Origin of the sequence: Lactobacillus sp. ESL0261 (assembly GCF_003693025.1) — a bacterium.
GTDB classification, from domain to species: domain Bacteria; phylum Bacillota; class Bacilli; order Lactobacillales; family Lactobacillaceae; genus Lactobacillus; species Lactobacillus kullabergensis.
Genome location: NZ_REHN01000006.1, coordinates 58,598 through 72,047, shown reverse-complemented (window position 1 = coordinate 72,047; position 13,450 = coordinate 58,598). Strand labels below are relative to the sequence as shown.

At 35.0% G+C, this 13,450-nt stretch carries 20 protein-coding genes; all 20 read right to left on the bottom strand.

What is annotated here, in order from left to right; all coding sequences use genetic code 11:
• Nucleotides 1–35: 35 nt before the first annotated feature.
• Nucleotides 36–899 (bottom strand): minor capsid protein, encoded by an 864-nt coding sequence (locus F5ESL0261_RS03960; RefSeq protein ID WP_122052242.1) that lies wholly within the window; start codon nt 897–899, stop codon nt 36–38.
• Nucleotides 877–2,313, bottom strand: coding sequence for a phage portal protein (locus F5ESL0261_RS03955; protein WP_122052241.1), 1,437 nt, complete (start codon nt 2,311–2,313; stop codon nt 877–879). Before F5ESL0261_RS03955 ends, F5ESL0261_RS03960 begins: the two co-directional genes overlap by 23 nt.
• Nucleotides 2,304–3,554, bottom strand: coding sequence for a PBSX family phage terminase large subunit (locus F5ESL0261_RS03950; protein ID WP_122052240.1), 1,251 nt, complete (start codon nt 3,552–3,554; stop codon nt 2,304–2,306). The genes F5ESL0261_RS03955 and F5ESL0261_RS03950 overlap by 10 nt, the downstream gene beginning before the upstream one ends.
• Nucleotides 3,538–4,047 (bottom strand): terminase small subunit, encoded by a 510-nt coding sequence (locus tag F5ESL0261_RS03945; protein WP_122052239.1) that lies wholly within the window; start codon nt 4,045–4,047, stop codon nt 3,538–3,540. Before F5ESL0261_RS03945 ends, F5ESL0261_RS03950 begins: the two co-directional genes overlap by 17 nt.
• 367 nt (nt 4,048–4,414) lie before the next feature.
• Nucleotides 4,415–5,125 (bottom strand): hypothetical protein, encoded by a 711-nt coding sequence (locus F5ESL0261_RS03940; protein WP_122052238.1) that lies wholly within the window; start codon nt 5,123–5,125, stop codon nt 4,415–4,417.
• A gap of 227 nt (nt 5,126–5,352) precedes the next feature.
• Entirely contained in the window at nt 5,353–5,859 is a 507-nt protein-coding gene (locus F5ESL0261_RS03935) for an ArpU family phage packaging/lysis transcriptional regulator (RefSeq protein ID WP_158595195.1), read from the bottom strand.
• 14 nt (nt 5,860–5,873) lie between these two features.
• On the bottom strand, nt 5,874–6,356 hold the full coding sequence (locus F5ESL0261_RS03930; protein WP_122052236.1) for a hypothetical protein: 483 nt from the start codon (nt 6,354–6,356) through the stop codon (nt 5,874–5,876).
• Nucleotides 6,340–6,684, bottom strand: a complete 345-nt coding sequence (locus tag F5ESL0261_RS03925; RefSeq protein WP_122052514.1) for a VRR-NUC domain-containing protein — start codon at nt 6,682–6,684, stop codon at nt 6,340–6,342. Before F5ESL0261_RS03925 ends, F5ESL0261_RS03930 begins: the two co-directional genes overlap by 17 nt.
• A gap of 8 nt (nt 6,685–6,692) precedes the next feature.
• Nucleotides 6,693–6,914, bottom strand: a complete 222-nt coding sequence (locus F5ESL0261_RS03920; protein WP_147446229.1) for a hypothetical protein — start codon at nt 6,912–6,914, stop codon at nt 6,693–6,695.
• A gap of 20 nt (nt 6,915–6,934) precedes the next feature.
• Nucleotides 6,935–7,129 carry a hypothetical protein gene (locus tag F5ESL0261_RS03915; RefSeq protein WP_122052234.1) on the bottom strand — a complete coding sequence of 65 codons (195 nt, stop codon included), beginning with the start codon at nt 7,127–7,129 and terminating at the stop codon, nt 6,935–6,937.
• A gap of 3 nt (nt 7,130–7,132) precedes the next feature.
• Entirely contained in the window at nt 7,133–7,255 is a 123-nt protein-coding gene (locus tag F5ESL0261_RS10260) for a hypothetical protein (RefSeq protein ID WP_255409677.1), read from the bottom strand.
• Nucleotides 7,256–7,278: 23 nt separating this feature from the next.
• Complete coding sequence (locus F5ESL0261_RS03910; RefSeq protein ID WP_122052233.1) at nt 7,279–7,503, bottom strand: hypothetical protein; 225 nt, start codon at nt 7,501–7,503, stop codon at nt 7,279–7,281.
• Nucleotides 7,490–7,900, bottom strand: coding sequence for a hypothetical protein (locus F5ESL0261_RS03905; RefSeq protein ID WP_122052232.1), 411 nt, complete (start codon nt 7,898–7,900; stop codon nt 7,490–7,492). The genes F5ESL0261_RS03910 and F5ESL0261_RS03905 overlap by 14 nt, the downstream gene beginning before the upstream one ends.
• On the bottom strand, nt 7,890–8,219 hold the full coding sequence (locus F5ESL0261_RS03900; RefSeq protein ID WP_122052231.1) for a hypothetical protein: 330 nt from the start codon (nt 8,217–8,219) through the stop codon (nt 7,890–7,892). Before F5ESL0261_RS03900 ends, F5ESL0261_RS03905 begins: the two co-directional genes overlap by 11 nt.
• 253 nt (nt 8,220–8,472) lie before the next feature.
• On the bottom strand, nt 8,473–9,771 hold the full coding sequence (locus tag F5ESL0261_RS03895) for a VapE domain-containing protein (RefSeq protein ID WP_122052230.1): 1,299 nt from the start codon (nt 9,769–9,771) through the stop codon (nt 8,473–8,475).
• Complete coding sequence (locus F5ESL0261_RS03890; RefSeq protein ID WP_122052229.1) at nt 9,768–10,559, bottom strand: bifunctional DNA primase/polymerase; 792 nt, start codon at nt 10,557–10,559, stop codon at nt 9,768–9,770. Before F5ESL0261_RS03890 ends, F5ESL0261_RS03895 begins: the two co-directional genes overlap by 4 nt.
• 2 nt (nt 10,560–10,561) lie before the next feature.
• On the bottom strand, nt 10,562–10,753 hold the full coding sequence (locus tag F5ESL0261_RS03885) for a hypothetical protein (protein WP_122052228.1): 192 nt from the start codon (nt 10,751–10,753) through the stop codon (nt 10,562–10,564).
• A 12-nt stretch (nt 10,754–10,765) separates the two neighbouring features.
• Nucleotides 10,766–11,335, bottom strand: a complete 570-nt coding sequence (locus F5ESL0261_RS03880; protein WP_122052227.1) for a single-stranded DNA-binding protein — start codon at nt 11,333–11,335, stop codon at nt 10,766–10,768.
• Nucleotides 11,335–12,066, bottom strand: coding sequence for an AAA family ATPase (locus F5ESL0261_RS03875; RefSeq protein ID WP_122052226.1), 732 nt, complete (start codon nt 12,064–12,066; stop codon nt 11,335–11,337). Before F5ESL0261_RS03875 ends, F5ESL0261_RS03880 begins: the two co-directional genes overlap by 1 nt.
• Nucleotides 12,063–13,448: a DEAD/DEAH box helicase gene (locus F5ESL0261_RS03870; protein ID WP_122052225.1), complete on the bottom strand. Its 1,386-nt coding sequence runs from the start codon at nt 13,446–13,448 to the stop codon at nt 12,063–12,065. Before F5ESL0261_RS03870 ends, F5ESL0261_RS03875 begins: the two co-directional genes overlap by 4 nt.
• Nucleotides 13,449–13,450: the final 2 nt, after the last annotated feature.

Genomic DNA, 13,450 nt, shown 5'->3' with positions numbered 1-13,450 from the left:
TGTACATCTACAATATGGATGTATTAACGGATAATTTAAACCTTATCTTTCAAGTCAAAGACTTTTAAATCTAGATGAGCGCACTCATCACATGTGTGTGATTCAAGCGTTGCTAAATATTGATATTGGTCAACTTCTTCCTCTTTATATGCTTGAGCTGTAGCTGTCTCTGCTACATGTCCCATTTCAGTGATAATCAGTCTGTGTAATTGGTAATCTTCTATGTCTTTTAAGCGTTGGCGCATCATTTTGAAAATCTGTTCGTGGGAATGACCTAGGACTGAACCACGTAATAATGCATCTCCCAATTCATTGGGTAAAACTTCAGTGTAGTTTTTCCATATTCGCTTTGAAAAATCACTACCTCGCCATGGCTTGTGCACAATTGCTTTTACCTGATACTCGTTAACATTTGCAAAGTTACTGGTTAATTTAGCCCTCTCCATTTGCGTTAAATAGATGCTGTGCATGTATGTTTGCTGATACTGGTTAGATAGACTACTTTCCATTTTGTCCGTTTCAGACCTTGCATATTGACTTAACAGGTTAGTCAATTGCTCGTCTATGTTCTCAAGCCTTGATAATTGGCTACGAAAATACTCAGCGTCTAATTCCTTATCAAATCCGCCAGCTTTAGCCTTAGCTCTAAACTCTTTTAAGGTCATGTGCCAGTCACGTGTACCAATGGTTGAGAGTATCTTACGTGCGTCTTTAACAGTAATTTCCTGATTAGCTGCATAACGTTTAAGCCAGTAATCAACTTCCTGCTCTAGCACCTGCTCAACTTCTTTTAAACGAGCACGCATTGCTGTTTCATATTCAGCCGTATTCTGCAGCTGTTGCTTCTTTTCAAAAAGAAAACGACGTTTCCAATAATTAACCTCTCTCTTGGTCATCATTATTGTCACCACCGTTTAGGTTGTCAGGGTTGCCGTACTCATCATTGCGATTCTTTAGGTCTTCCTGCTGGTCTTTCAGTTCCTGCTGCCAATCTTCAACTATTGGATTTGCCTTAGCGATTGCTTCTTTGCTTGTCCAGTTAGCTAGTTGACTGACTACTTGTGCTTTTTCAACATTATTTTGAATTGCTGTTCTAGTCCAAGTTTGTTCGATTGGTCGACTATCTGCGTCTGGTACGTGTAGCCAGTTCATGATTGCACGGACTAGCTCAGTTAATGCATCCCTGAAATAAGCTTCCGTCTTAGCTGCCTTTAATTCCAAATGCGAATACAACATCTTAATCGCCGTACCGGTTGCATTGTTGGTCTTAAAGTCTGTTGGATCTATACCTTGAGCGTGGACAAAGATGTTCGTCTTAGTAGTTTCAAGCATAGAATTCCGTGCTTCAGTTGGAATATCAATTGCAAGCTGATCAACGCCAGAATCATCGCCAGCACCCATACTTCTTATTTTAATGGATTTATATCTACGTAAATTTTCTCTGAAATCATCCAAATCTTGCCCATCCAGGTTTTTAAGGATTAAAAATACCTGCTGAATATCATCAAGATCATTAACATAGCCATTATAGATTTTGTCATAGACATCTATCAGACCTTTATAGTGATATAAATCAGGCTGTTGTTCTTTGTTTTTTGGAAATGCTATAAAAGGAATTCTCCCTAAACCATGCTTATTCACACTTGATGTGCCCATTTTTTCATTAGTTGAGGCATCAAAAATAGTAAAGCGGTCATTGATTGCTTCCAAATCGCTAAATTGATCATCATTAGATTTAAAGGCGGTAACTGTCTGTTCATCCCAATATTCATGCACCCAATAGGTTTTTGCAGTATCTGGCTCAAGTTCCCTGTATGATCGTCTTAAACCAACCAGTTTACGATTTAAATCAGTTGAATAAATCGGTGTTACTTGATCAGGCGGGACTAGTCCATATCTAAATTGACCATCTGAATCAATCCAATAATGTAGCCATGCTATACCTGCATTAGCTGCATCTACAACTAGCTCATTCAATCTCAAGCCGAAATTGTCACCCAGCGTATTTTTAATTTGCTGGTTGAGCTTATCGTCATCAACGTCAATCGTTGGCGGTTTAGTGGCAAGATAGCCCGCCTCTTGGTCCACCAATAATTGATGAAAATTAGAACTGATCCTGTTGTCAGCTGGTCTAAGCGGATTCTTGCTTTCTTTACTAGCATCATCTTCCTTTGTTTTTGATTCGCCATGATTTTTGATAGTAATATCGTTCTCATTTAAATAATAATGTTTCGACTTACTATACTTTTCATTAAAAATATTACGCCTATCTTGTGTTTGCTCTAAGAGCTTTTTCATTGAATCTACTTCCACGATTCGAAACCTCCTCTCTGTATTAATCTCTCTAACGCATAACGTGTTGCGTCCATTGTATGGTCATTGCCGTCTGGATAACCTGATTTATAGTTACCGTTCAAATCAAGCTCAAATTCATAGCCCGTAAATTCACGCCAAGCGTCAGGACATCTGGCAGGATCAATGACAATTTCTCGTAGGTCTTCGAGCCACTTGTAGCCATGATCACGTGAGCCTTGACCCTTTCTAGCTCCATATATATTCAGTCCTAAATCACGGTACTCGGCAATTGTCCCTGGGGATGCTGAATCTGCAATTACTGGTTCATTTAGCGGATTACGCTGTTTAATCATTTCAACTGCATCTCGGTTCTTAAGTCCCACTCGCTCAAATTCATCGAAAATAAAAATACGTCTCCTAGCAGCATCCCAATATATCTTGACGTACGCTGTAGGGTCATGTGCAAAACCGAAGTCCAAGCCATGATAAACCTTATCAAATCGGGCGATTTCATCGTCTGTAATAGACCGTGTCGTAATATTGTTGAACACTTCTGCACCTGTACCAGTTACTTCGCCTAAATACTCATGTCTGTATGCTTTCTCATTGTCCTTTTTCAACTGCTCTGCATCTGCTAAGAACTCTATACCAAGCCAAGACTTAGGCACAGAACGATAATCAGATAGGTTAACCAACGTATCTTTACGCATCTGTTCCTGATCAACTGCTTGATTAACCCAATTAGACTGCCTAGCAGGTGGATTGTATGAATAAAAGGTAATGATACCTGAACCACCACGCCCAAGAGACTGGTTAATTGAACGAATTTCTTCCATGCCTTTAAATTCGGTTACCTCTTCAAAGTGCTTAAACTTCGTGTAGCCTTGTCTAAAAGTTTGTGACTTAATCTTGCGTGGATCGTCTGCACCTTTGAATCTAATCTGTTGACCAGTTGGCTTGAATGTCAACTGCATTGGACTAACAGACGACTGCCAATATTCATCAACGTGCAATAAGTCAATTGCCCACAAGTATTGCTCAAATACTGAGTCACGCAACGTATTTGCTACCTTACGCAAAACAATCGCATTCGCATTTTTATCCTGCATGACTCCCAGAACGATCATTATTGAAATAAAAGAGGACTTGGTTGAGCCACGTCCTCCTTTAAGCCAATAATTAGCATGTTTTTTGTTGTGTATGTCCCAAAACAAGTCATAAAACGCAGGTGAGATGTTGTTCTTAAGACTTACTTGCATCCTTATCTCCCTTTGGTACGTCAAAATTGATGTTTACTGTTGTGTCATTGTCGTCTGATGTTAACTGCTCAGCCTGATGTTCAGCAATTGTTGCATCAGCTTTAATTTTACGTAACTGTGCTTTCGCCAATGGATCAACTGGATATCTTTTAAGCAATTCCTTTGCTGCAGTTATCCTATCTTTGGCTGAAACTTCTACATTTTTATAAAGTCCTTTAGCAGTTACCACAGTCTCTTTTTGCTCACCTCGCATTACTGATGTGAGATACTCCAAAGTCTCTTTAGCTGTTGCTAATTTAGCCGATTCAAGCTGTTTTAACCGCTTTTCAATATAAGCTTTTACGTTAGCATTTGTTAGCATTCGACTTGCATTAGCTCTGGCAGTTTCATTACTTCTGACTTTATAGCCAGCATTTACATATGCTTCTGTCGCATTACCGTTTTTTATATAATTATCAGCAAACTTACGCTGTTTGCCTCTTAATTCACTCACATCATTTCACCACCTCCTAAGTTCGGGTAAATAAAAAGCGAACTCAACATTCGCCTTTTTGACTATCTTTAATGAACTCAGAAACCTTAATTCAAGGAATGCATTTCAAGATAACTATCAGCAATAACTCTGATAAATTAGAAACAAAGACCTTGCTTATTGCTCAGAGATTAAATACTGCAACCGTGAATGGCCACACATTATACGATAACGCATTTCATATACTGTTAAACATTTATCTAACTTCCTTTCGAATACAAATATAAATCATAGACAATAAGCAATCTGCACCCAATTAAATTAGAGCAAACAAAAAGACACATTCATGTCTGTTTTAGTGATATTTATATGTCTTCGTTGGTCGAATTTACAGTGGTATACGCATACAAACTTCTCCATTAGGCATTTCTTCAATCGGAACTTCTTTGATATCAACTTGCTGTATGCATATACCAGTTTCATTAGATTTTTGAATCCAACTTTGACGATAAACTATATTATCAATTGACATAGAATACAAATAAATTCTTTTAGGGCAATCACGAAAAAGAATTGGTTCAGTAATTAGATTATGAGGTAGTATGATAGCTCGTTCATTACCTATCACACTTGTTCCAATATTACAATAGTTTATTTTTAATACTTTATTGCTTCCCATACCATAATATACAATTTTTAATACTATATTAGTAGCTACGGCTCGACTTACATTTTTCAATTCATATGCATAAATACCATTCTTAAATTTGATTTGGCCTGTACTTTTTTTAAAAAAAATATTGTCTATTGCTTTATTAAAATTATCGTCACTTGTTATCCATAAATGATCTACTCCGCTTCTTAAGAAATATAGCCTTGTACATGAAAAGTACGGTCGGTTAGCTAATATTTTATCTTCCTCTTCTTTATTTTTTTGCACATGCATTCGCCAATAAGCGAATATAATTGCCCCTAATGAACCAATACCACTAACCCAATCAGCAACTGAGCCCCAGTTTGCTTTACTCAAATTTGCTTTAGATAAAAAAATTATAAAAGTTATTGTAATTTTATATATCAAATCTAATATCAAATTCATCTTATTCACCCCATTAAAATAATACAAAAAACCAGCCTTAAAAGCCAGTCTAATTGAGATGAATATAATAAAACGTGTTAATCAATAGGTTAAGTCCTTTAAATAATATACCTTGACTTCCGTATTGAATTACACGTTATAGCAACGATAGGATTCGAACCTATCGCTACTTTTGTATATACACATTCAAGAATTATCTTTTATTCTTGATGCTACCAATATAACACCTATTCAACCCGACCTTTCTCCGATTCTGACCCGATATTGACCCGATTTTTAAATACCTTAAGTTCTGGAATTTTTACGTTATAAATTGTTTTCCAAGTATCAATTGTGTCTGCAAACTGACACAAAGCATAACGCTTTAAATCACTATATCTAGAATCACTATACTGCACTTTTGCAGCCACTTGCCAATCAGTAAGTTCTTCAATATAAAGTGATTTTAAAATCGTTCTGAATGGTTGTTTTGAACTATCAGCGCATTGTTCAATAGCATGATAGACTGCTTGGCATTTATCTTGTGCTTCAAAAATAGTCGCCATTTTATTCTCAGCTGAGTTACCACCATGACTCATAATACCAGTAGGATCGAGCTGTGGGCTGCTAAGATCGGTACGATGATAACCAGCTCTTATTAGGTAGTGTTCAAAATTAAATTTGAAAAAGTCACGTACCTTTTGAGCGGTTTTTTTCTGATCAATATTAATAGGTAGATCGATGTTTTCTTCCACAGCTCTTTTCCTTTCTATTCTTTAGTATAAATTTTGTTTTTACAAAAATACTTATCTCCAGATTTTAGATTTTTAAAACGGACAATTTTGCGAAATTTTCTTAAATAATATCCTTTTTTATTTAAATAAAGCCTAGCACTTGATATAAATTGTAAAGATTGATGAGTGATAACACGGTATTTGCTAAAGTTTTTACTATATATTTTTTGTCCAGTTTTTCGATTTATCGCTACATACTTAAAATAAGGTTTAACTTCTAATCCTAAACGTTTAACAGCTGATCTAATTTTATTTTGGCTAAAATTTAATTCAGTTGCTATCTCACTAATTGAATAACCGTCATTAATTAAGGTAGTGATTTTAGCATCAATAATTTCTTCTTCATTGTCATACAGCGATTTTTGAATAGACTTTAAAGTTAAATTATTTTCTGGTACCAATGCTAATGTTCCATATTCATTTTCTAAGCTATGGATTAAATTATACGGGATAGCCATATCCCACCAAGCCTCCTTCCACAATCATACGAGCATCTTTAGTACTACGAGCAATTCCATGTATCACATTATGTGATAATAGGAATTTATGAAATCTAATCTGATCATCTCTAGGTTTACCAGTTTCAGATTTTACTTCTATATAAAACACTTGATTGTCCACCCATCTGAAGCCATATAAATCTGGATGTCCTTTAGGTAGTCCAGTATCAAGCCATCTACCATTTTGCATCAACACTTTGCCAACATTAGCTCTAAAGACAGTACAATGATGCATTGATAATTCACGCATAATTTGTTTTTGAATTTCATGTTCAGACATAACCATGTTTTCATTCATTGATCTACTTTCTTTTGCTCACTAAGTACCTGATCTATAGTCATTACCCTGCCATCATCCGTATATTCTCTTTTTTGCTGCATAGATAGAATATGGCTTTTATTTATAAATAACTCACCTAACTCGCTTTCATCAACTTTTACATATGGTTCCTTTGTCTTAACTATTTCGAACGCAATATCACCTAACACATCATACTGTGTCCTTCCATCATCCATTTTTATAATAGTTTTCAACTTTACCACCCTAAACTTGTCCACCACATATATTTTTCAAGAATAATTGATCCGATTATTAAAATGAAACCCACCGCAATCAATGCTAATGCTATTCCAAATGCTAAATTCTTTTCAGACCTAACTTCTAAAAGTATGTAGCCAATAATACCGAATATGAGGCCTAAGGCTTCACATATAAAATATATCCCCTTCATTAATTAGCTCCTTTCATTAGGCAACTTCTGAAAAAACTCATTGTCTTTCAGCTGATACTCAGGTGGCACGTGACCAACATAGATTATCTTGCCATCCTTATTCTTCCGATATACTGTTCTTGCCATTTAAATTCTCCTAATTTTTTACCTCAGCTAAAATTAATATCGTGTAAATTTAAATTTTGCAATTTTTCTAAAGCATCAAAGAATACCTCTTTGTTGATGTAGTAAATTCGATTTTTGATTTTGATTGTATAAACTACAATTTTTTTATTTTTAACTTTAATATTTAAACCATTGATATCTATTGCTTGCTTTTCGTATGTTCTAATAACACCGTCACTAGCGCTCCCCTTAAATTTAAAAGTCTGCATCTTTATCATTCCTATTAAAAACTAGTCTTTTTTGTAAGTAATCATATTGATATTTAGTAATAGAGCATGTTTGTTTCTCTTTTCCATTTCCAGACTTATATTTAATTGCATATCCATTTTCAGGTTTAGCAATTAATTCAGTTATATTGTTTATTAAAACTGCAACCTTTGATCTATAAAAAGCACCTTCATAAGTTCCAATTATTACTTCATTTTCTCGATTATATTCTTTTTGAATTTTTTCCCAGGTTTTTTTATTAACATGTAATTTTTTATCATTAATCGTTAAAACAGCTTCAGCAACTTTATTTTCAGTACCTGAATATATTTTTTGAATACTATCAATAGCACTTACTGGAATTTCATATTCATTGCTGTTAATGTCTTTAAACTTCATCTTTATCACTCCAATAATCATCATCTTCGGTAATTACTAAACATTTTTTATCTATAACAAAATCCAATTGGGAAAAACTACCTTTTGCGTGATCTACACTTATACCTATTTTTTTATTATTTGAATCAATCCAATAGCCGTAAATTTTCATTTTGCAATTTAATTTCTCTGCAGTCATCACAATTTGATTTACATTTTCAGCAAGACCCAAATAATAGCAATTTATGTTTTTCACTTTAAATTTTATTCTTTGATACTTATATTCTTTACTTCCCATCACAACAGGATTTTTAGCTAAATATCCTTCAACTATTTCCATGATGTTTTCCTCAAAAGTTACACTCCGGTTACAGTTACTGTAACCTATTCTTTTCTTACTCATTCAAGGGTTTGGCTTATCAAAATTTACTGGTTACAGTAAATTTCATAAAAACTTTTTTAAAGCTAATAGAGGTAAGTATTATATAAATAAAAAGTTTTATTAATATTTACTGTTTTACTGTAACCAATACCCCTGTTACTTACTTACACAAGCGATTTCGCGGTTACAGTTACTGTAACTTTACTGTAACTTACTGTAACTTTTGAAATCCTCTTACAGCTTTTTTATTAATTTTAACTACAGCACTTGTGTTGTAACCCATGTGTTCCATATAATAACGAATATCACGTGTCTGTTTATTATTCCGTGATAAAGCGTTAGGGTCCTGAAACAAAGCAACTGATAATTCTCTGTTGGGAATAAACTTCTGCCCTTTAAATTTATTCTCCAAAACGTCCATTAAATTATCTTCAAGACCTGATGTATAGCGGAATTCTTCTCTATTTTGCTTTAGCAAAGCTTCTTGTTTTGGCGTAAATCTAAATGGATCTTTAGCATTCTTATAGAGCCAAACTGCTTCACCCCATATTTGTTCTACTACTGCTGGAGTAAGATCGGTCACAGGATTTTTAGTCTGTTTTTCTGGATCAGCGTAAATTGATAAAAATCTTCGATCACCAGAACGATCCCGTAAGTGCCGCACTTCGTTGGTTGTTCGTGCGATGACAAATTTTTTCTTGAAGTGTAATGGTTTATGACCATAAGGCTTGCGGTATTCGAAGTCTTGCATCGTGATGAATTTTTTGATTTCTTCAAAACTCGCCTCATTGCTGGCAGTCATTTCATCATCATTGACAATCAGAGCATTTTTCATTACTTCAAAATCATCTTTCTTAGTGAATGTATTAAATTGGTCCGTATATAGTCCCATTGGCGCAATATTTTTCAAAATAGATGTTTTTCCCACACCTTGACCACCTACCAAATCCAAAACATAATCAAATTTAGTTTCAGGATTAAAAGCTTTGGCTACGGCTCCCATTAACCATGTCCGAGTAATTAATGTTGTGGTCGCATTCTTCTTAGCTCCTAAATATTCAGGAAAGAAATTATCAATTCTGCGTTTCTTGTCCCAATGTTTATATGCATTATCCATATAATCAATCACTGGGTTATAAGAATTCATGTAAGCGACATTATCTATTGCTTGCTCGATAATCACATTTTTAAAAGTGGCATGCTCATAATCTGAACGGGCTTCGATATATAATTCTACTGAGTTAGTAACCTGATCTGTATATTGACCCTTGCTAATTATGACGGTACCAATATTTTTAATTTCTAATTTACGATTATCAACTACATCAATTTCTTGGGTAAATTCATTTAATCGAAATAGATTCTTGAGGTTGGGATCATGCAATAGAATCAGCACTACGTTTTTAACGCTAGTAGTTTTAACAGCACCATTATTCTGACGTTCAAGTTCAATGGTAGTTTTTCGTAACTTATCAGCATTTTTTTCATTGATTTTAATAACGTCACTCATTCAAACCCCCTTCTTTTAATCTCTTTTTCAATAACAGAATTTACTGTTCGCTCCACTTCATTCAGTGGAAGACTGTCTGTTGTATTGGTATTTGCAATTAATGCTAATTTAGCTGCTGCATCTGGATCAACACCTCGATATAATAATCCCCCGACAAAACTGGTAAGAGTATCATTTCGTTTGCCATTATCGCCTAGACCATTGACAATTAATTCAAAGAGTTTTGAAGTCTGCGTTTTGCTGGCAATTTTATAATCTAAAATCGTCTTTTTCTCAGGCTTAGCTTTACTTTTAATTAATTCCAGTAAACCAGCGGGAGCTGGTCTTATGGGCTTATGATTAAGCCACCGATAGGATTTGCCATCAATTTTACTGGGAGCGACTACCACATAATTATTTTCGTGAGCTTTTAAATCGACTCCTGGTAAGAAACCAATGTTTTGACCAATAGTTTCATTGCTAGGTTTTTGAAAAAAGAAATGATAACCATTATGAGCAGTTTTTTCTCTCAAAGTGTCTTTAAACCATTCGTTGTGGTTCTGTTTAAGGATAGACTGTAGACCATCAACATCGCCATGACGGTCAACATCAATCACGAAAAACTTGTCAGTTTTAAGAGCGATGTTAGCCAATGGATAGCGTTGCCAGACCTTTCTAATTTCATCACTAGTAAGTGCTGGCTTATCGGCAAATTTAATTAACGGTCGTTTGTTTGATCCAATTGGAATGACAGAAAATCCGTGTGCTGCATAGCTAATTGCATAATTAACTAAATTTTCTAGTGGCATAATTACTTAGTTTCAGAATCAATCATTTCTAATTGGTTAGACTCAAGCACTACTTGAATCTGATTTTTTGCAATTTCATTTAAACTGTCTAATGATAAATTTTTAGCTGATGTACTGATTTGAATATTCACAACACCATTTTTAGCTTTGAAGTTATCAATATTACCGTTAAAAATTATTTGTTTAACATTCATTTTGTTTGTCTCCTAGAATGGTAAGTCGTCATCGTTAATATCAACAGTATCGCCTGTGCCATTAAATGGATCTTTGGCATCGGCTACTTTCGGTTGTTCCTGTTTTTCAAATGTATAATTTCTAAACGGATATTGCGGATTTTTCTTATTAGGGGTAGTTTTGATAGTCACTTTTAAAACTTTGCCACATGCTGGCTGCAGTGCTTCGGCAATTGCATCATAAGCCTCGGTTTCATTTTCAAAAGCAAAACACTTGTCAGGCACTGGATTGTTAAGAGTTTCACCAATAATTTGAATTTCAGAAATGCTTCTAGCAATAACTGAATTCGGCATTGGATCACCATTAGCTTTTGTTTGCGCAAGTGATGGGAAAATAGACTCCTGTCTACCTTCATATTCACCCTGGATAACGCTAAAAGTTAACATCAGGAAATCTCGGTCACCTTTGACATTATGAGTCACATTGTCAAAACTCATAAGATAGGTATCATCTGGAATCGGCTCGTATGGGTTGTATTCTTTACCTTCTTTCGGGTTAAAACCTTTTTGTTTCAATTCGTTCATTGCATCTAAAAGACTCATTATTTACTCTCCTTTTTAAAAATTCCATTGCATGTTTCCAATAGTTTTAAAATACGATGGTCTGTTATATTTTTCGGATTATATTGTGTTCTTAAGCTTTTTACTTCTCTAAAGTAGGAAGCATTAAAGCCATCACCAACTTTTTTAGTCCTGATTTCCACATCACAATTGCCATTTACCACATTAAAATATTTAGTCTTAAGTGAAGGATGGTAAGTAGTGGCACCAGTGTTGTCGTCTGTAATCGAATTTTCTCGGCTAATGTAGATGATGTTCATCGGAAGTGCTTTTAAATCCATTACTAATTGTTGCAGTGAAGTGTTGAATAATGCGTAGCCTTTGCCATATGGGATATCGCTTAATGACTTAACTTTGTTATCCCAGCATATCGCCTGCTCGAGCATAACAATAATGTCATCTATCACATCCACTACAATAGTTTTGAATTGCTCCTCTGATTTTCTTTGCTCGTTTTCTGTTTGTAAAGCTAAGATAATATCGTCTAGCTGTTGGGTAACAAGTTGCGTTGGCTTGCCGTTCTTATCTCTTAAATTCCTAATTTGAAACGCTGGTGCAGTTCCCTGATCGCTGTTGCCGTCGGTATTAAGCACAATTGGATTCGGGAAAAAGCTCGCGAAGTAACTCTTGCCACTCATGGGAGCGCCCCAGATAAAAAAGTTGTGTGGCTGTGCCTTTGGTTCTAATTTTTTAGGTTTTGGTAAAACTATCATTTCTTAATCATTCCTCTCATTTTAAGTTGGAAATAAACCCATCCTTGCTTATAGCCATGCAATTTTGCATAAGCATTAAATTCAGCTGGAGATTTTAATTCACTAACTTTCTTATTAGCGACTTTTTTAAGTAAGTCGCTTTTTACTATTTCCGCTATTAATTTTTTACGATTTTTTGCTTCAACTAAGTCAAGATCTTTAACTTGCTTTGCCTCGTGGATTTTGATCGGCTTACCACAGAGTGGACATTTGCCATTTTTAACTTCACTGGTTTTCACAACTGCAAAGCAGTAATCACATGTAATTATTGGCATGCCGGGATCAGTATTGATTTTCGAAACTGATTTTGTGCCACTAATCACTGCTTGCTTCCAGTCACGGTCATCATCTGGATAGCCAAATTTCTGCACATTATTAGCGTGGTCAATAATTATTGCTGTCTTACCTGGTCTTGGATTTAGGCAACGCATTGAAAATTGCAAATATAATGCTAGTGACATGGTAGGTCTTGCCATAATCACACAGTCAACATTTGGAAGGTCTACTCCTTCGGTAAACAAATTAACATTAACCAATATCTTTAATTTCTGATTTTTAAAATCAGTAACAATTTCATCCCTTTCGACTTCTGGTGTTTTTCCATCAACTTCTTTAGCTGAAATTCCTGCATTGTTAAATTCTTGAGCTACCCTCTTTGCTGATTCAATAGAATAGGTGTAAACCACTGCTTGCATCCCTTTGGCAATCCGCTGATATTGCTTAACCACATGGCCAAAGATTTTAGTGTTCATTGCTTCAGCCATAGACTTGTTGGTATAATCGCCAGTCGAATTGCGTTTTAGTAATTTACTATTAAAATCATTAGGTGGTTGGAAATATCTGAATTGTGCTAGAAAACCTTCATTGGTTAATTCTTTAATTGATTTGCCAATGATGATGTCATCTGCTATCTGATCAAGTTGTTTCTGACCAGTTCGTCTAGGAGTAGCTGTGAAGAGCAATACATAAGCATTTTTGAATTTGATTAGTATTTTCTGGTAGCTTTTTGCAAGTGCATGATGTCCTTCATCAATCAGAATCAATTGTGGTTCAGGTAACTTATTTACCCGTCTGCATAGTGTCTGTACCAACCCCATTGTTGCTAGGTTAGGATTAACACCTTGAGCTTTAAAAGTAGCCTTAGCCTGATCCAATACTTCTTTTCTATGAATGATAAACATCACGCGATTGTTTTTAGCAGTCGTTCTCCTAGCAATTTCTGCCATTACCACTGTTTTGCCCGTCCTCGGTGGTGACTGGACAATAATATGATGATGACCATTCTGCATTGACTTAGTAATCCTCTGAATTAAATCGTTTTGATATGATCTTAATTCGTACATTT

Bases quoted from the DNA above. Each gene is read 5' to 3' on its own strand.
- F5ESL0261_RS03910 (WP_122052233.1), bottom strand. From the start codon at position 7,503: ATGCAGACTTTTAAATTTAAGGGGAGCGCTAGTGACGGTGTTATTAGA.
- F5ESL0261_RS03905 (WP_122052232.1), bottom strand. From the start codon at position 7,900: ATGAAGTTTAAAGACATTAACAGCAATGAATATGAAATTCCAGTAAGT.
- F5ESL0261_RS03930 (WP_122052236.1), bottom strand. From the start codon at position 6,356: ATGGCTATCCCGTATAATTTAATCCATAGCTTAGAAAATGAATATGGA.
- F5ESL0261_RS03940 (WP_122052238.1), bottom strand. From the start codon at position 5,125: ATGAATTTGATATTAGATTTGATATATAAAATTACAATAACTTTTATA.
- F5ESL0261_RS03880 (WP_122052227.1), bottom strand. From the start codon at position 11,335: ATGAGTCTTTTAGATGCAATGAACGAATTGAAACAAAAAGGTTTTAAC.
- F5ESL0261_RS03925 (WP_122052514.1), bottom strand. From the start codon at position 6,684: ATGGTTATGTCTGAACATGAAATTCAAAAACAAATTATGCGTGAATTA.
- F5ESL0261_RS03900 (WP_122052231.1), bottom strand. From the start codon at position 8,219: ATGGAAATAGTTGAAGGATATTTAGCTAAAAATCCTGTTGTGATGGGA.
- F5ESL0261_RS03960 (WP_122052242.1), bottom strand. From the start codon at position 899: ATGATGACCAAGAGAGAGGTTAATTATTGGAAACGTCGTTTTCTTTTT.
- F5ESL0261_RS03870 (WP_122052225.1), bottom strand. From the start codon at position 13,448: ATGTACGAATTAAGATCATATCAAAACGATTTAATTCAGAGGATTACT.
- F5ESL0261_RS03890 (WP_122052229.1), bottom strand. From the start codon at position 10,559: ATGCCACTAGAAAATTTAGTTAATTATGCAATTAGCTATGCAGCACAC.
- F5ESL0261_RS03915 (WP_122052234.1), bottom strand. From the start codon at position 7,129: ATGAAGGGGATATATTTTATATGTGAAGCCTTAGGCCTCATATTCGGT.
- F5ESL0261_RS03875 (WP_122052226.1), bottom strand. From the start codon at position 12,066: ATGATAGTTTTACCAAAACCTAAAAAATTAGAACCAAAGGCACAGCCA.
- F5ESL0261_RS03895 (WP_122052230.1), bottom strand. From the start codon at position 9,771: ATGAGTGACGTTATTAAAATCAATGAAAAAAATGCTGATAAGTTACGA.
- F5ESL0261_RS03950 (WP_122052240.1), bottom strand. From the start codon at position 3,554: ATGCAAGTAAGTCTTAAGAACAACATCTCACCTGCGTTTTATGACTTG.
- F5ESL0261_RS03885 (WP_122052228.1), bottom strand. From the start codon at position 10,753: ATGAATGTTAAACAAATAATTTTTAACGGTAATATTGATAACTTCAAA.
- F5ESL0261_RS10260 (WP_255409677.1), bottom strand. From the start codon at position 7,255: ATGGCAAGAACAGTATATCGGAAGAATAAGGATGGCAAGATAATCTAT.
- F5ESL0261_RS03920 (WP_147446229.1), bottom strand. From the start codon at position 6,914: ATGGATGATGGAAGGACACAGTATGATGTGTTAGGTGATATTGCGTTC.